The following is a 17464-nucleotide window of genomic DNA, read 5'->3' on the forward strand; positions in this document are numbered from 1 at the left end:
TTGTACCCAATATTGATACCTATTTTTGCAGCAATAGCGTTCATTAATTCTATATCCATACCGGAAACGGTAGTATGACCGTTTGAAGCAGCAATTTAAGTATTGATAAGGCTCATTTACATACCATGCATTTATCAAAGTTTTTTTTATCAGCTGTCCCTTCGTATTCTAAAATTGCTTGTTGTTCGTTCGTGCCTATGCTTAAAGCATACAAATTTTTAGAAATGAGAAGTATAAAAACCAAAGCCTTTAAGCACGAACTACTTTAATTTCACCGTCAGAAAATTTAATATTAAAAATTTTTTCATTCGCAGCAGTAATTTTAGAAGATAAAAAATTACCCGTTTCTCCTTTAACTATAGCAAAACCTCGTTTTAATACGTTGTGATAATCAAGGCTTGCAAGTAACGTACTATTTAATTCTAATTTATACTCAAAGTTTTTCAAAGTATTATTTGCCGATTTTGATAGATAAGCTGTTTGATGTGTTAATTCTAATGTTTTGTAATTGATTATTTTAGCAGGGTTAACTCTTTCTTTAGAAAAAGATTTAATCTTTGTTTCTTGTAGTTCAATAAAGCACGGTAAAGCATCTAGTAAATTAAAACCGGTTTCGTCCAGTAATTGCTGCCTATTATTTATATAGTGAGAGAGATATCTGTGTATTTTATTGTAATTTACTATATTTTGTTCGTGATATTTAATTAACCGGCTAGTATTATTCAATAATATTTTTTCATAAGATTGTAGCGTATTATTTAAAATAGAGCGTACCGGTACAGCAAATTCTGCGGCAGCAGTCGGTGTTGGAGCTCTTTTATCGGCTGCTAAATCTATTAAAGTATAATCCACTTCATGACCTACTGCGGAAATAATAGGAATTTTTGAGTTATAAGCAGCACGTACTAATATCTCATCGTTAAATGACCAAAGATCTTCTATAGAACCGCCACCTCTAGCAATGATTATAACACGTGGTTTATTTACTTCTTCTAAATTGTTAAATCCTTCAATTGCTTCAGCAATTTCATTGCCAGAATTTTCGCCTTGTACGCTAACCGGCCATATTATTATCCGAGTCGGAAAACGTTCGCGAATACGATGAATAATATCTTTAATAACAACACCGGTTATTGAAGTGATAACGCCTATTTTATCAGGTAAAAAGGGTATAGGAATACGTATTTTATTAAATAAGCCTTCTTTCTCGAGCCTTGCTTTACGCTCATTTAGAATTTGCAGCATAGCTCCAAGTCCTGTGGGTTGCAAATTATCTACCGATAATTGATAACGTGAATTACCTGCATAACTTGAGAGTTTACCGCTAATTACTACTTCCATGCCGTCATTTAAAGAAAATTTGATTTTAGCAAGAATAGGACGCCAGCAAGTACAGGCTAAAATGGCGGTATTTTCTTTTAAGTTAAAATAAGCATGACCTGAGTTTGCTATTTTTAAGCCTGAAATTTCGCCTTTTACCTTAATATAGCCAAAATTATTTTCTAATAGCTCTTTGATTTTATTAGAAATCTCACTAACTGAAAACTCTTTGGTTGCTTGATGTGCAATGAAATTGTCTAGCATTTTATTAGTACTTGGTTTTTTGCGTTGAGGGTAACACGTTATTCGTCATTACGAGGAGAAACTATAAGTTTTGACGAAGCAATCTCAGGAGTTTATCCTACTTCATGAGATGGCCACGTCGATGCTATGCATCTCCTCGCAATAATGATGATTATCATCTCCATAGAATAACCTTGTACTACAAAAGAGCAAGCAAAATTTTTTATTATTTGATATATTGCTAATAGCTTGCTATTATTTTTTACTATTAAAATATATTTATTAATATAAATGCTACTGCGAATAATATGTTTGCTTATTATCATAATATTTTCTTTGGTAAGTTTTGTCGCTCTTTCTAAGAATGGTCAAAATATTAAAATAAGCAATATTATAGCTGACTTCGTAGAGTATAATGAAAATCAGGATTTGATATATGCTAAAGGTAATATAAGAATTATCACGGATGAGTATTTATTAACGGCAGATAATTTACTTTATGATATAGAAAACGATATTTTATGGGCAGAAGGTAATATCCGAATTAAGGATAAACAAAATCGGATAATAGAGGGAGACAAAGCGGTTTTAAAAGATGAATTTAAGAAAGGTATCATATCGGAATTCATTTTGCTTTCTGGTGATAATAATCTTTTAATTGCTAAACTTGCCGAAAGAATAGATGAAAATAATCTTAAGCTGCACCATGCCGAGTTTACCCCTTGTGATGTTACTTGTAATAGAAACCCTATTTGGCAAATTGCTGCTAAGGATACTTATATTCATTCCGCAGAGCATAGAGTAGTTTATAAAAACGTGTTTTTTGAAGTATACGGTGTACCGATTTGTTACTTACCGTATTTTTTCCATCCGACTCGTACGGCCCCTGCAACTTCTGGATTATTGGTACCTGACGTCAAAAATAAAGGGTTTGGCATCCCCCTATATCTACGTGCAAAACCTAATATCGATTTTACTCTCACTCCAAGAATTTTTAGTAAATATCAAACTTATGAGCTAGAAGCACGTTATCGTCTGAATGATACCGATAATATGAATTTTCAAGTTAGTTACGGTAAATTACCGTATTTTCTAGAAAAAGATGGAAGTGTAGTGAAAAATAAAAAAGTTTCTTCTTATCATTATATAGCAAGCGGTAATTTTATTAGTACCGATAAAGTTTATGATTACGGTTTCAGGGTGGAGCGTACATCGGATAAAGCTTATTTAAAAAATTATTATAATAACTACGCTTCATATTTAACTTCTAAAATATTCTTAAATAAAATTCATGAGGCTGATTATTTTTCGGCGGAAGGATTAAGTTTTCAAGGCTTAGGTAGTAATGATCGTAAATATACCGATCCTCTAGTATTACCAAAAATCAATACAAAAAACGTGATAAATTTGAATGATAATGACAACAGCCATATCATTGTTGAAAATAATACGTTAATGTACAAAGAAAGAATAGGAAAACAAGTTGCTAGAACCTCTTTGCAACTATCGTTTATGCATAATGTGCTGACTGCTTCAGGACAAATTTTTGATTTTGCTGCTAAAGATAGAGGCGATTTTTATCTTACTAGGCGGGCTTATGTAGATAAGCCGAGAGAAAGTAAATCATTTCAAAGGAATATACTGGAATTGCAAACTTTATGGCGTTATCCGTTAGTAGGCAATATAACAAAAACGATAAATTTACTTATTGAGCCGGTAGTTTCTTTTACTATGGGACGTAAACTATCTAAGAAAGATAAAAAATTTGTTGTAATTGATCCTGCTAAATATGAATTATCCGAAAAAAATATCTTTTTATCCAACCGTTATAGCGCTATTGATTGCCATGATTTCGGTAATAGATTAAGTTACGGCTTAAATACTAGTATTGCTAAAGAAGAAAATTATTTAAAATTATTTTTAGGACACTCCCGTAATACAAGATATAGTATAGATTTGCCAGCTGATGATAAGGAAAATGTAGGGCAGATACTAGGTAATCTTTCTAATAATTTAGAAGTGTTTTATAGCTTTCGGAAAGATAGATATTTCAGACCTATTAGGGATGAAGTAGGAGGAAATTTTAACTATGATAAGATTAACTTTCTAGGTAGTTTTATTCAGCTTACCAATCTTAACAAATATTATTCCGTAGAAAGTATAAAGGTTTCAAATAATAGAGTACGACAATTTTATGGAGACATAAATTATCAGCTAGCGGAAAATTGGACTATAGGCTTTGGTGCACGCATTGATCTTTCTAGACGATCTCCAAATTTACTTACTCGAACTATTAGGATGACATATGCTAAAGATTGTGTTAGAATTACTGCAAAGATTTATTCCGATTATCTAGCCGATGGAAGTAGAGGAATCAAAAAGACTACCTCCTCGCCGACTATTTCTATCGGTTTAAAAGTTTTAAACATGTGAGTATACTCGTTTTATTTGAAAAATTGGCTATGTCGTCTTATAAGTTCTGCGGTGCTCACGTACTAAATGTACGCTCCGCTCCTTGACTTATAGACTCCTTGCTCTTTTCCAAATAAAACTTCGTCTACTTACTGGTCACTTATTCAGAGTATCACATGAGAAAATTATTATTAATCATTACCGTTTTTTTTACTTTTAATGTAGCACAAGCATCATTACCGAATATAGTAGCATCCGTAAATGATGAACCTATTACTCTTAATGAGTTCCGTGCTAGAAAAAAAATGATTATGGCACTAAATAATGTTGAAAGTCTAACGCCTGCTCAAGATAAGCAGCTAAGTGACTTAGCACTTAAGAGCTTAATTGACGAATCTTTGCTTTTTCAATATGCAGGAGATAGAGAAATTCCGCAAGAAGAGATAGAGAACGCTATTAAGTCTATTGAAGATCGTAATAAAATGCCTCACGGTTCTCTTCTTCAGTATCTAAAAAGCAGATCGGTTAATCCTGATAGTTTTATTTCCCAAATTAAATCCGAGTTGATTAAAATGACTATTTTATCAAGTATATCAAGATCGGTACAAGTAAGTAATAAAGAAATAGATGTTGCAATTTTATCTAGCGATCAAAAAGACGTAGAAATTTCAATGCAAGTATTTACATCTAAAGATGGTGGCAATAAAGCGTTTACGCAGATGAATAATTTGAAAAATCGACTAAAAAAATGTGCGGATGTTAAAAAATCGCTTTATGATAATTTTGCTACTATGCAAATTATTATCGATAAGCTGAGCAAGATAGAAGGCGTAAAACAAACTATTGTAAAGGACTTAACTCCTGATAAAGCAAGTAATGTTTTTGAAGTAAATAACAAATTTGAAATAACATTAGTGTGCAGCAAAAAAATCTTAAATGTTAATGAAGATGAAAATAATTATGTAGTAAATTTCCTAACCAATAAAAAGATTTCGCAAAAAGCACAAAAAATGTTTGAAAATATGCGTAAGAAAGCAGCTATAAAAATAATGCTGCCGTCTTAGTGTGTGTTATTCTATGTCATTCCCGCGTAGGCGGGAATCCAGAAAAATAACCTTGTGATTATTAATACAGAATTATATTTGATAAAAACAAACATATAAAAACAAGTTTTTATATGTTTTACTGGATTCCCGCTTTCACGGGAATGACATACCCTATGCTCCCTTCAATTGCAAAACACGCAGCTTTACATCAAGTTGATCCTCTTAAAAAGCACGGACAAAATTTTATTTTTGACAGTAGTCTATGTGATAAAATCGTACGTGCAAGTAACCTGGCAGAAAATAGCCGAGTATTAGAAATAGGGCCCGGCACAGGAGGGTTAACTAGGTCAATATTGCAGAAAAATCCTGAATCCTTAACTGTTATAGAAACAGATGAGAGATGCCTTCCGCTCCTTAATGAGATTAAAGAATATTATCCTAATCTAAATATTATTAAACAAGATGCTCTTAAAATAAATTTAACCGATTTAAGCTGTGATATAGTCAATTCAGTTGGATTTGCATACAAGAAGCGAGAAGCGAAGCCTATAACTAATAGCAGAGCGAACGATATAGGCGAGTCTAAATCAATTGACTATAAAGTAACTATAATCTCTAATTTACCGTACCATATAGGTACTGAGTTAGTGATTAGATGGCTGAAAGAAGCACGGCTAATTACTAGTATGACGCTAATGTTACAAAAGGAAGTAGTAGAACGTATTTGTGCTATACCCTCAACTAAAGCATATGGCAGGTTATCGGTAATATGTCAGTTAATAGCTAAAGTGGAAAAGTGCTTTGACGTAGCGCCAACTGCTTTCTATCCACCTCCTAAAGTATATTCTGCGATAGTTAAACTAATACCTTTAGAAAATCCGCCGTCTATTGCTCTGATAAATAAAGTTGAGCAAATAACAAAGCTTGCTTTTGCAGGACGACGGAAAATGATCAAATCATCACTGAAAAATCTTGTACCTAATATACATGAAGTATTAACTCAGTTGAAAATCAATGATAATTATCGTGCTGAAAATCTTGCCCCTCAAGATTATTTGAGAATTGCTGAAATATTATAGCTTGCATCATTCAGCTTTATCTAACTTTTTTGCTTCTGCTTCTTGCTGTAGTTTATATTCTGCTGCTTTTTCGTCTATATAGTTAAAAAAGAAATAACAGAAAGTTAAAAAACTAGTCAAAACTATGCATTTTGAGCTTTTAATTTCTTTTCTTCCTCTTCATCAATATAAGACTCAGAGGTTAAAATTTTTATATTTTAACTCTTTAAAATTAGCTTATATATTAATGATAGAGTTTAATTATAATGTGAGAGAAGTAATTTATAGGGGGGGAATAAGTCAATAATTATATATTTAATAAATCTATCTTACTCAAAAATACGGCTTTTTCTATTTACGGGGTAAATACAATTTAGTTCTTGAGTCTTATAATAAAGCAATTGCACTTGATCCTACAAATTCTAAAGTACAATATAATAAACAACATTTATTAAAGCGTATGTATTATTAAGTAAAAAACGCTGCAAAGCTTTTACTTATTGCCTTTTCAATCTATTCTGTTTGCTAGATTTCTTTAGTCTAAAATAAGCGAAGCAGTGATGCTATTCGTCTATTGTAATTTGCTTGATTTCGACAATTGTCTTATACAAATGTTCAGCTAAAGTAAACATATTAAATAGCATTGGTTTGGTGATTAGTTTTTTGTGGCAATCTCTAAATCAGTTTCACTCATAATATTTAGTTGCGATGTGAATTAATACATTAGGGTCACAGCTACGCATTAATTTCGGTTATCGCTACAGGTTGCCTATCAACAGCCTCAAGTGCCTATAAGATATTTAAAAGTTCCAGCGTGAGCGAAAAAAGACGTTTAGTAAATTAATATTTAGGAACTTAATATTGAAACCTGAAAAGCTTGATTTTATGCTGCGTTCGCTGTTTGATACATTGGTGAATTTGCCTAAAAATGGCGAATGGTACCCGCGGCCGGACTTGAACCGGCAAGAGCTTACACTCCACGGATTTTAAGTCCGTTATGTCTACCATTCCATCACGCGGGCAGCTGTGGATATTAAGGTTGCATTTGCTAAGTGGACAGATTAATAAAAAAATACGAAAAAGCAAGTACTTTTATCGTTAATATATTAGTCTGATATGAAAAAGTTATTAAACACATTTAAAATCGTTAGTTTACTCATTATATTTATTAGATAATTAACTTAAATAGTGACAAAATAGTAATAATATGATAGATTAGTTTCAGGAAGTAATACTTTCTCTTGCATGTTATTGACATGTTTATTGACAAATGCCGCAAGGTAAGGTAGTTTTGCATAATGAATTTTTATCGGCTCTTAATTTAAGTAAGGCTTAAAGTAAAATTTAAGTTTTAGTTATTATAAGCGTGTGTTAAGTTCAAATAAGTAATTTCTATCTAATAAAGGTTTTTATGGCTACAAATATAGTAGGTAAAGTTAAGTGGTATAATTCTACAAAGAATTTTGGATTTATTGAACAGGACAATGGTGGCAAAGATGTGTTTGTACACAAATCAGCCGTAGACGCGGCAGGTTTACATAGCCTTGAAGAAGGACAAGATGTAATTTTTGATCTTGAAGAAAAGCAAGGAAAAGCCTATGCTGTTAACCTCAGAATTAAATAAATTTATAATACCAAAAGCAGCTATCCAAAATTGTTTATAATTTAGGGTAGCCTGGTCATCTTTATCAAAATAGTAAATATTTTGTTTTTGTTTTATAATAACCTATATAATTTTAAGTATAATAAATTATTTTTACTAAAGGGCATGAAAATGCCCTAAATCTAATAATATTATTCTGGCTTGAATAAGATTCTAAAATAGTTTCATTATTCATTATCGTTTTATGTATTTAGTGGGTGTTTTGTAATCTAGCTTAAGCATATTTTTTGATTCAGGATAATTATATAAGTCGTTATTTTAATTTACTATAACTTATTTTTTATACAATAGACCTCTTACATAACTTATCTTATAAAGGGAATAAGAACTGCTACTCTACGCAGCGTACATAGTTTTAAGTATGTCAGGATGAGAGAGCAGCGTCGATGTCTCATATATCTTTAAGACATGAGTTATGTTAAGAGGTCTAATCAATAATGTGCATATTTTGATTTAAAACTATATTGGATTATATAATGAAAAATTTTAATTTATCTGAAGAATTAATTATTGCTCTCGAGACAATGAATATAACTGAGCCGACTGAAATACAAAAGCAATCGATTCCGGTTGCAATGGCGGGATCGGACATACTCGCTTCTAGCCAAACAGGTTCAGGCAAAACTCTTGCGTATTTATTGCCGTTAATTGATTCATTTATTAAAAATAAAACTACTGCTTTAATTCTTGTTCCGACTAGAGAATTAGCAACGCAAATACACAGTACTTTAAATAAAGTAACTACATCCTATAAAATTAATAGTGCAGTTTTGATAGGCGGTGAACCGATGCCTAAACAATTTATGCAATTAAAAAAGAATCCAAAAGTGATTATCGGTACGCCGGGGCGTATTATCGATCACTTAAATAGGGGAAGTCTAAAAATTGATCGTATAGGCATAACCGTACTTGACGAAATGGATAGAATGCTTGATATGGGGATGAAAGAACAATTAGAAGAAATCAATAAATTTTTACCGGAACAAAGACAAGTTTTAATGTTTTCCGCTACTATGCCAAAACATATTATTGCTGTTTCTCAAAAATATCTAAACAATCCGGTACGTATTACGGTAGGTGCTACTAATAAAGCAGCTGCAGAAATAAAACAAGAATCAATGCATGTTTCTGATAAAGAAAAATTTAGTGAATTAACTAAACAACTTGGTAATAGGGAAGGATCGGTCATTATTTTTGTGAAGACTAAACGCTCTGCCGATCAATTAGCTAAAATGTTGAAATATGAAAATCATACAGCAGAAGCTATACACGGTGATTTAAGTCAGCGTCAACGTGAAAGAGTAATTTTATCATTTCGTAAGTCAAACCATAGAATAATGGTAGCAACTGATGTAGCGGCTCGTGGGCTTGATATTCCTCATACACAGCATGTTATTAATTATGATTTACCTATGTGTCCTGAGGATTATTTACATAGGATAGGTAGAACGGGTAGAGCAGGGGCTACCGGACATGCGTTGTCTTTTATTTCTCCTGATGATGTTATTAGATGGCGTGCAATCGATCGTCTAGTAAATAAAGGAGAATATACGCCACGTAGTGAGTTTAGAAGTGATAAAAATAATCGTAAAAGATCATTCGGTAAAAGAGCCGGCGGTGACGGTAAAAAGTTTAATGCTTTTGATAGTAGCCGTAAAAGAACCTTTGATGGTAACAGCTACAGTAATAAAAGAAAGAAAGTATCGTAGTTTAGATTTACGTCATTTATATCATTGCGAGGAAATTACGTAAGTAATTGACGAAGCAATCTCAAGAGTTAATTATTATTTCATGAGATTGTCACGTAGCCTTATGGCTGCTCGCAATGACGATTAGATATCCATGCGGGCGATGCCTTTGCAGGAATGACAACCGTATATTTTAAAGGAGGATAAATTCATAAGTTTAAATTTTTCACGATTTCAATATATATCTAATATTTTCTTTATATTAATAATTTCTTTTCCTGGAGGTTTAATTTATTTACTTACCGGTTCAACTCTTTCTTTTTGGCTTCGAGAATCCGGTTTTGATAAAATCACTATCGGGCTTTTTAGTTTAGTGAATTTTATTCATATATTTAAATTTTTATGGGGTCCTTTGCTTGAAAAAGTAAGTTTTGCTCCTTTAAGTAAGCGGGGATATAAATATTGTTTAATTATTGCTTTGGTTAGTTGTATTTTTTGTGTATATGTTCTAACAAATTTTAACCCTAACACTCATTTTATACCATTTGCTTTATGCTTAGTAGCTGTGGCATTTTTTTCGTCCATTTATGATATGTTACTTCAATCATCACAGATGTTACTGATTACAAATAAAAATTGGGGCATAAGTGAGGCAGCTTGTACTACAGGCTTTAGAATAGGTATACTTATAGCAGGTTCAGGAGCGTTATATTTATCTACTATCATATCCTGGCAAGATGTTTATCGTGCTATGGCAATTTTATGTATACCGTCATTACTATTAATTATAATCTATCCGCTTAAATTTAAAGATAAGATAATTATTAATGATTTTGATAGATTTTGGCATGCTTTTTATGATTTTGTCAAGAAACCTAAATGGCTAATAATTGTTAGTTTTATGCTTCTATATCGTCTTCAAGATAATTTTCTGTCAATTATGCCGAATATGTTTTATCTCGATATTGGGTATACGAAGAAAGATTTAGCCCTTGGATATAAAGCTTTCGGTATGTGTGCTACAATCCTTGGAGGTTTTATAGGTGGGTTTTTGTGCCGAAAATATGAATATTCGTATTTGCTTAAAAGAGCATTAATATATCATGCTTTATCTAGCCTATCTTTTTTATTTCTCTATTTTTATAATCGAGATATTACAAGTTTGTATATAGCGGTCTTCTTTCAAGAATTTACCAAGGGCTTAACTATGTCGCCGTTTTTTTCTTACCAATTAAGATGCTGTAGTTCTAAATATTGTATAACCCAAATTGCTTTAATTACTTCTATTGCTTATATTAGTACCATATTGTTTGGTAGTATTTCAGGCTATTCAGCTACTTATTTAGGCTGGACTTATTTCTTTATTGTAGCAGGATTTTGTTTTATACCGGCTTATATATTAATTAGATATTTGCCGTCTTATGTTATTTCTAGCTAAAGTGGGAATCTAGCAAAATATTTATAATTTTTATTGCGAGGAGGCGTTGTTGTGTGGATCAATTTCACCTCTGTCATCCCGTGGCTTGACACCGAGTGCTTTACCGGTCCCTGCAACAATGCCTTGCGAGGAGCGTAGCGACGTGGCAATCTCTCTTAAATTGCATGAGATTGCTTCGTCGGCATAAATGCCTTCTCGCAATGACGTGGATAGGTAGTATTGGATTCCTGCTGCCGCAGGAATGACATACTTTTGAGCGCCATGTAAAAATGCCTAAATACAAATATATTGTAAAAGTAGTACTATCAATTTATAATAATCAACAAATTTATTAGTGTGCTTTAATTATGTTTATTCAAACTGAAGATACTCCAAATCCGGATGCAATAACGTTTTTCCCAGGGCAGGAAATAAGTAGTGATCAGCCGGTATTTTTTAGTGAGCTTGCTGAAGTAAAAGGAAGAAGCAAACTTGCAGAATCATTATTTTATATTAATAATGTAAAATCGGTGTTTTTCGGTAGTGATTTTATAACAGTAACTAAACAAGCTGAAGGTAATTGGCAAGTTATAAAGCCTGAAATTTTAATGGTTATTATGGATCATTTTGTTTCAGGCTTTCCTGTATTTGAAGAAAACACCAAAGCAGATAATGTAAATCATAAACTTGATGGTCTTTCGGAAATAGAGAAGCAAATCGTAGAGATTATTGAAACTAGGGTGCGTCCATCTGTTGCACAAGACGGCGGCGACATAATCTATAAAGGCTTTGAAAACGGTGTAGTTAAATTAGCACTTCGTGGTGCATGCCTTGGATGTCCTAGTTCCACCATCACATTAAAAAACGGCATTGAGTCCATGCTTAAACATTTTGTACCGGAAGTGCAAGCAGTTGAAGCTGTAGAGGAAGATTTTGAGTAATTTAGTATGTTAACTGTGAGTGACTACGGACCTTGTTGTATGTTAGTCTTCGTCATTGCAAGAAGAAACTGCAAGTTTCGACGAAGCAATCTAGTAAAAATTTCTGATTTACAGAATTTTTGATTATTTTTTCTGGATTGCCACGCAGTCTACGACTGCTCGCGATGACGTTAAATGTCATATAGTATATTAAATTTTTTTGAAGAATAGTATGGTCCTATTCTTCCTTTGCAGAATTGATTGTATCATTTTGATGCCAAATAACGTAATGTAGTTCAACATCTTTTGGAGCATATACTACGATAGGTAGTGTGCTATTATATCTTAAAAATGTTTCATCGCCTAAAAATACACTAACCGGTTGTATGGTTGCTTTTACGTTTGGGCATGCCATCATTGTACTAGCAGGGTGATCGCTAACTTGATCAATTATATAATAATTATATCCCCATCCTTCTAAAGTTTTTGTTTCCAGCTTACCACCAAACCAAACACGATTACAATCTTGCATTGCATTTTTTGTTGCTTGCAATTCTACTTTTAGCTTTTCTTCATTGGACTCTGTAGGTAAATGAATTACATAACGCTTTTGATTTTCAAGTGGTGTAGGATAGGGTGCAATATCTTTTAACCGCTTATCGGTATCGGCTAATAAATCAGTATTTAATAAACATGATATAAGAAATAGTATAATTTTATTTGGCATATGATTATTTTTTTAGAATCCATTATCTCGCTTAGAGGAGTTATATAAGAAGCATTTATTTGACCATTGGCTATATCAGTACTAAAGCCTTCACTATAGTCAACATCACCATTTTCGTTTATTTTTGTACTTAAAAATAATATAGAATTTTCAAATTTATTTTCTTTTAATATAGGCTGATTATTTAAACTAAAAACTTTCATGGCAAGCCTTTCATTATTAGGTAATCTAAAATATATTGCTGATTCGTTATTGGATTCAAAAAAATTACATTTATTTTATAAGCACCTAATAATAAATTATTTAATATATCTATGGTAACTTGTTCTTCAAGGTTTATAATCTTAGGAAATAATAATTATTGTGATTATTTTGTATATTTGAAATAAGAATACTTTGAGAGTTATATTGTTGTTTTTCCAAATATATTTTTGCAAAATTATTTTGTTTTAATTCTGTAAAGGTTAGTTCAGCCTTATATTTTTGTTTGTCACTAGAAAAGTTAGGTAGCGTTTCTATTAAATGAAAATCAAGGGAGGTTGTGCTAAATCTTGTATTCAGCATATTATTTTGATTTAATTCGGTAAAATCTAATGCGGCATAGTATGTTGCTCCGTCAATGTCTAAACTATATGCAGGCTTGTCTTCCAATATCTCTTCAAATAAATCTTCCCATAGCTCGTGTAACTCTTGTAAAAAATTTTGAACATGTTCTTTAGCTTTACAAACATCAATTTGATTTGCAAAGCTTTTTGCTATAAAAAACTTTAAATCTTTTTGATCCGATAAAGATAAATCATGAATGTGACATTTAAATGTTTTATCTACATAATTTATTAGTGATGCAGTATCTGCAGGAAAATTTTTAGTTATTTCTAATAATTCTTTTTTTATGCTGTTCTGAAATTATATTCATTTTCTAATCTAATCCCGTTTCTTTCTTAAAAAAGCCGGTATGTCATGAATATCAGACTCTTTATTATCTTGATCTAGAGTACTAACAACAACGTTTTTGCGTTCTAAAGTTTGATTATTTGAAGCACGCAGAGAACCCCATATTTTTCCTAAAAATGATGGTTTGGGTGAGTCATCTTCAGATTTGTTGAAAGTATTGGCATGTAACCCTAGCTCTTTTTCATTTCCGATAAAATTTTGATTTATTGGAGAGTCGGTAATTTCAATATTTTCGGTACTGTAGCTGTTAAAATCAGGCATTTCTTCTATTTGTGTGGGTTGTGCTATAGCTTTATTATAAGTTTCCTCAGGAACTATATTGGTAGTTTCAGCTATTGCGGGTTTATATGTCGGTACTTTATCGGCATCAATACCGGTAGCAACAACTGATACTCTGATCATTCCTTTTAATTCCGGATTAAATGTTGAACCGAAAATAATATTAGCATCAAGGTTGTCTACTTCTTCTCTAATTCTATTAGCAGCGTTGTCAACTTCAAATAAGGTCATGTCGGAACCGCCGGTAATATTGATTAATACACCTCTTGCACCGCACATTGAGCTATGATCTAGCAGTGGATTTGAAATTGCAGATTCTGCCGCTTTAATAGCTCTATCTTCGCCACTAGCTTCACCTGTACCCATCATTGCTTTACCCATTTCACTCATTACTGCTTTAATATCGGCAAAATCAAGATTAATAAGTCCCGGCATAATCATTAAATCCGTTACTCCTCTAACGCCTGCATGTAATACGTCATCTGCCATTTTGAAAGCATCGGCAAACGTCGTTTGTTCATTAGCAATACGGAATAGATTTTGGTTCGGTATTACAATTAAAGTATCAACGAATTGCTGTAATTCAATAAGTCCTTTATCGGCAGTTTTCATACGCTGACCGCCTTCAAAATGGAAAGGTTTAGTTACTACCCCAACCGTAAGGATGCCTAGTTCTTTAGCAATGCGTGCAATAACCGGTGCAGAACCGGTACCTGTACCACCGCCCATACCTGCCGTAATAAATACCATATTGCTATTTTCTAGGTAATTACGAATTTCGCTTTCTGATTCTTGAGCAGCAAGTGCTCCAACCTCAGGAGAAGCTCCTGCCCCAAGACCTCTAGTCGTAGAAACACCGAGTTGTATTTTGTTAGTGCATAAAGAATGTTCAAGCGATTGTGCATCAGTATTAGCTACTACAAAATTAGCACCTTGCAGATTAGCACTAATCATATTATTTACTGCATTACTACCTGCACCCCCAACGCCAAAAACTGTAATGGTCGGTTTTAATACTATATTTTCAGGAGCTTTGATATTTAAAATCATGATACTCTTTTATTTTATATAAATTATATGTTTAAGTATAATAAAAGATTTAGAAATTTCCATAAACTTTTTATGAAAAATATGGATTATTGTCTTTTATAGTGAATGCCGTTATTATGACATGCTTTGATTAATGCTTTATCGTTAGTGGCCATAGGAAGTACTTCATGCATGGCAGTTAATAAATAAGTTGTATCATATGTAGTAAGATTGTTGGCTCTTGCAGTTTAATTTCATGTATGGAAAAATTTAAATTTGATATATTAAGGAGGAGAGAGTTTAAAAAATCTATAATTTTAATAACCTCTACTGATTTTATTCTAGCACGTTTTTCTGCTATTAAGATTACATTAGTTACTTCAAGTCTCCAAAGAGGCGGTACTATCACTCTAAACTTATAACAATAATCTAATGTAAAATCTGAATGTTTATCACGTTCATCATAAAAGAACCATGAGATAGTTATGGAGCAATCGGCTATAAACGGTTTAGAATTCACCATTTTCTACCTTCATCTCTAAGCTCTTTAATAGTATAAGGAGCTCTAATGTTTTGCCTTTGCAGAATTCTTTTATTTGCTCTACTATATTATCCATTTTAGGTTTTTGAGTTATAATTTTTGCAACCGGCGTATTATGCTTACAAATGGTAATTTGCTCTCCGTCTTGTACACGCTGTATAGATCAGAAAAATGAGTTTTTGCTTCGAGTAGGTTAATTTGATTAGATAAATTTTGTTTCACATAGGTAATATAATAATAGACTAATTTAATATTATCCTATTTATAAGATTTTCAGTAATATTAATAGTTTAAATTAATATCCTTGCATAAAACCTAAGATTGACTAACCATTTTTTCAGGTACTACTATTTTATCAAATTTTGTTTCCGATAGAAGATTGAGTTTTTTAGCTGCTTCTTTTAAAGTGATCCCGTGCTTATGTGCTTCTTTAGCAATTTTTGCAGCATTATCATAGCCTATATGCGGATTAAGAGCTGTAACAAGCATTAGAGATTTATCACGTAAATCATTAATGCGTGCTATATTGGGTTCTAATCCTTTAACACAGTGAGTAACAAAGCTATTTACGCTATCGGATAACAGCTCTATAGATTCTAGGATATTGTATATTATTACGGGTTTAAATACGTTAAGTTCAAGATGTCCGTTTGAGCCGGCAATAGTAACCGTAACATGATTGCCCATCACCTGACTGCACACCATTGTTAAAGCTTCGACTTGTGTAGGGTTTACTTTACCGGGCATAATAGAAGAACCAGGTTCATTTTCAGGTAAATGTAGCTCACCAAGACCGCATCTTGGACCGGAGCCGAGCAGTCTTATATCATTTGCTATTTTCATTAAGCTAACTGCTATAGTATTAAGAGTTCCTGAAAATGCTACTAGTGCGTCGTGAGCAGCTAGACTTTCAAATTTATTAGGAGCCGTCTTAAAGGGTTGTTTAGTAAACTCTGCCACTTTCTCGGCAAATTTTATATCAAAGCCTATTTTTGAGTTAATACCTGTACCGACTGCTGTGCCTCCTTGGGCAAGTAGATAAACTTTTTGTAGTGCATTTTCTATGCGTTCTAAAGCATACTCTATTTGTGTAATATATCCGGAGAATTCCTGTTTAAGAGTTAAAGGAGTTGCATCCTGCAAGTGGGTACGTCCTATTTTTATGATTTTGTCCCAATCTTTTGACTTATCCTGCAAAGAGGTCAGTATATTATTCAAAGCTGGTATCAGTTGCTGTTTAGTTGCAAGTACGGTTGCTATATGCATAGCGGTTGGAAAAGAGTCGTTGGATGATTGTCCTTTATTAACATGATCGTTAGGATGTACCGGAGATTTGCCGCCTTTCTTGCCTGTTAATTCTTCGTTGGCAATAGAGGCAATAACCTCGTTCATATTCATGTTTGTTTGCGTTCCTGAACCTGTTTGCCAAACTACTAAAGGAAAATTATCCTCAAATTCGCCTTCTAAGATTCTATCCGTGGCTTTATCTATACTTATAGCGATTTTAGCTTCTAAATCACCAAACTCATGATTAACCTGTGCTGCACATTTTTTTAAAATAGCAAGAGCACGAATTAAAATTTCAGGCATTTTTTGCTTGCCTATTTTAAAATTTTCTAAAGATCTTTGAGTTTGAGCCCCCCAATAAAATTTTTCTTCTATTTGAATTTCTCCAAAAGAATCGCTTTCGGTTCTGTAATTTTTCATAAATTGTTAAATGTTATATAATTATCTATTTTTTTCATAAAATGATCACTTACTGCATTCAAGTCTAATTGCTGGGCTAATTTAGCAAAGCTATAATATAATTTGTCTGTTAAAGAGGCTTTTTTTAGATTCTTAGCAATAAATATTAATGTGCTTTCTATCATAAGATTACGATTAAAACTATAAAATTTTTGCCAATGTTCGTTATATTTAGGTGCGGAAGATTCTATATAATCGGAATATATAGGTTTAGTAATTACTGCTTTACCTTGATATATATCAAATATAGTATCATTAATTAATCTTTCATTCTTGAGGTTATTGATCACTTTATCAAAAAAATTGTTTAATATAGCTGTTGTTATCTCTTTTTCTGTAAGTGCATTGATAAATATGTCTAATTGTTTTTCAAAACTCTCGATAATTTGTTCATTTGGTTCCCTTTTCATGACTTTTCTCT

General features: G+C 32.3%; 17 protein-coding genes, 1 tRNA gene and 1 pseudogene. 8 read left to right on the top strand and 11 right to left on the bottom strand.

Annotation, left to right across the window (positions count from 1 at the left end):
* Nucleotides 1–249 precede the first annotated feature (249 nt).
* Nucleotides 250–1584 carry an exodeoxyribonuclease VII large subunit gene (xseA, locus tag WSW_RS0105740; RefSeq protein ID WP_016917419.1) on the bottom strand — a complete coding sequence of 445 codons (1335 nt, stop codon included), beginning with the start codon at nucleotides 1582–1584 and terminating at the stop codon, nucleotides 250–252.
* 92 nt (nucleotides 1585–1676) lie between these two features.
* Nucleotides 1677–1889 carry a hypothetical protein gene (locus WSW_RS0105745; RefSeq protein WP_016917420.1) on the bottom strand — a complete coding sequence of 71 codons (213 nt, stop codon included), beginning with the start codon at nucleotides 1887–1889 and terminating at the stop codon, nucleotides 1677–1679.
* On the opposite strand from WSW_RS0105745, the gene WSW_RS0105750 reads away from it, so the two are divergent.
* The 4 genes from WSW_RS0105750 (at nucleotide 1855) to WSW_RS1000000114140 (ending at nucleotide 6551) form a co-directional block, all read left to right on the top strand.
* Nucleotides 1855–3996 carry an LPS-assembly protein LptD gene (locus tag WSW_RS0105750; protein WP_032850276.1) on the top strand — a complete coding sequence of 714 codons (2142 nt, stop codon included), beginning with the start codon at nucleotides 1855–1857 and terminating at the stop codon, nucleotides 3994–3996. The genes WSW_RS0105745 and WSW_RS0105750 overlap by 35 nt on opposite strands.
* 155 nt (nucleotides 3997–4151) lie before the next feature.
* Complete coding sequence (locus WSW_RS0105755; RefSeq protein WP_016917422.1) at nucleotides 4152–5039, top strand: SurA N-terminal domain-containing protein; 888 nt, start codon at nucleotides 4152–4154, stop codon at nucleotides 5037–5039.
* Between the two features lie 155 nt (nucleotides 5040–5194).
* A complete protein-coding gene (gene rsmA / locus WSW_RS0105760) occupies nucleotides 5195–6100 on the top strand; it encodes a 16S rRNA (adenine(1518)-N(6)/adenine(1519)-N(6))-dimethyltransferase RsmA (protein ID WP_016917423.1) in 906 nt (301 codons plus the stop codon).
* Between the two features lie 301 nt (nucleotides 6101–6401).
* Entirely contained in the window at nucleotides 6402–6551 is a 150-nt protein-coding gene (locus WSW_RS1000000114140; protein ID WP_156793069.1) for a tetratricopeptide repeat protein, read from the top strand.
* A gap of 464 nt (nucleotides 6552–7015) precedes the next feature.
* On the opposite strand, the gene WSW_RS0105770 is transcribed toward WSW_RS1000000114140, so the two are convergent.
* A tRNA-Leu gene (locus WSW_RS0105770) sits at nucleotides 7016–7101 on the bottom strand.
* 389 nt (nucleotides 7102–7490) lie between these two features.
* Between WSW_RS0105770 and WSW_RS0105775 the strand changes: the two genes are divergently transcribed.
* The 4 genes from WSW_RS0105775 (at nucleotide 7491) to WSW_RS0105795 (ending at nucleotide 11788) form a co-directional block, all read left to right on the top strand.
* Nucleotides 7491–7703: a cold-shock protein gene (locus WSW_RS0105775; protein ID WP_004997759.1), complete on the top strand. Its 213-nt coding sequence runs from the start codon at nucleotides 7491–7493 to the stop codon at nucleotides 7701–7703.
* Between the two features lie 515 nt (nucleotides 7704–8218).
* Nucleotides 8219–9451: a DEAD/DEAH box helicase gene (locus WSW_RS0105780; RefSeq protein WP_016917424.1), complete on the top strand. Its 1233-nt coding sequence runs from the start codon at nucleotides 8219–8221 to the stop codon at nucleotides 9449–9451.
* 190 nt (nucleotides 9452–9641) lie between these two features.
* A complete protein-coding gene (locus tag WSW_RS0105785; protein WP_083832962.1) occupies nucleotides 9642–10868 on the top strand; it encodes an MFS transporter in 1227 nt (408 codons plus the stop codon).
* Between the two features lie 347 nt (nucleotides 10869–11215).
* Nucleotides 11216–11788 (top strand): NifU family protein, encoded by a 573-nt coding sequence (locus WSW_RS0105795; RefSeq protein ID WP_016917427.1) that lies wholly within the window; start codon nucleotides 11216–11218, stop codon nucleotides 11786–11788.
* A 217-nt stretch (nucleotides 11789–12005) separates the two neighbouring features.
* Here the strand turns inward: WSW_RS0105795 and eco are convergent, their stop codons facing one another.
* The 8 genes and pseudogenes from eco to WSW_RS0105830 form a co-directional block, all read right to left on the bottom strand.
* Nucleotides 12006–12494, bottom strand: a complete 489-nt coding sequence (gene eco, locus WSW_RS1000000111040; protein ID WP_016917428.1) for a serine protease inhibitor ecotin — start codon at nucleotides 12492–12494, stop codon at nucleotides 12006–12008.
* A complete protein-coding gene (locus WSW_RS1000000114145; protein ID WP_238528535.1) occupies nucleotides 12452–12697 on the bottom strand; it encodes a hypothetical protein in 246 nt (81 codons plus the stop codon). The genes eco and WSW_RS1000000114145 overlap by 43 nt, the downstream gene beginning before the upstream one ends.
* A gap of 133 nt (nucleotides 12698–12830) precedes the next feature.
* Entirely contained in the window at nucleotides 12831–13145 is a 315-nt protein-coding gene (locus tag WSW_RS1000000114150; protein ID WP_238528536.1) for a hypothetical protein, read from the bottom strand.
* A 273-nt stretch (nucleotides 13146–13418) separates the two neighbouring features.
* Nucleotides 13419–14777, bottom strand: coding sequence for a cell division protein FtsZ (gene ftsZ, locus WSW_RS0105810; protein ID WP_016917429.1), 1359 nt, complete (start codon nucleotides 14775–14777; stop codon nucleotides 13419–13421).
* 178 nt (nucleotides 14778–14955) lie between these two features.
* Complete coding sequence (locus tag WSW_RS0105815) at nucleotides 14956–15279, bottom strand: type II toxin-antitoxin system VapC family toxin (RefSeq protein ID WP_029375017.1); 324 nt, start codon at nucleotides 15277–15279, stop codon at nucleotides 14956–14958.
* Nucleotides 15273–15519: pseudogene (locus WSW_RS1000000109630) on the bottom strand (type II toxin-antitoxin system Phd/YefM family antitoxin). The gene WSW_RS0105815 and the pseudogene WSW_RS1000000109630 overlap by 7 nt, the downstream one beginning before the upstream one ends.
* A 93-nt stretch (nucleotides 15520–15612) precedes the next feature.
* On the bottom strand, nucleotides 15613–17004 hold the full coding sequence (gene fumC / locus WSW_RS0105825; protein ID WP_016917430.1) for a class II fumarate hydratase: 1392 nt from the start codon (nucleotides 17002–17004) through the stop codon (nucleotides 15613–15615).
* Nucleotides 17001–17453, bottom strand: coding sequence for a hypothetical protein (locus WSW_RS0105830; RefSeq protein WP_016917431.1), 453 nt, complete (start codon nucleotides 17451–17453; stop codon nucleotides 17001–17003). Before WSW_RS0105830 ends, fumC begins: the two co-directional genes overlap by 4 nt.
* Between the last annotated feature and the right edge of the window lie 11 nt (nucleotides 17454–17464).

The sequence above is a fragment of the Rickettsia honei RB genome (assembly GCF_000263055.1).
In the GTDB taxonomy this organism is placed as follows: Bacteria; Pseudomonadota; Alphaproteobacteria; order Rickettsiales; family Rickettsiaceae; genus Rickettsia; species Rickettsia rickettsii.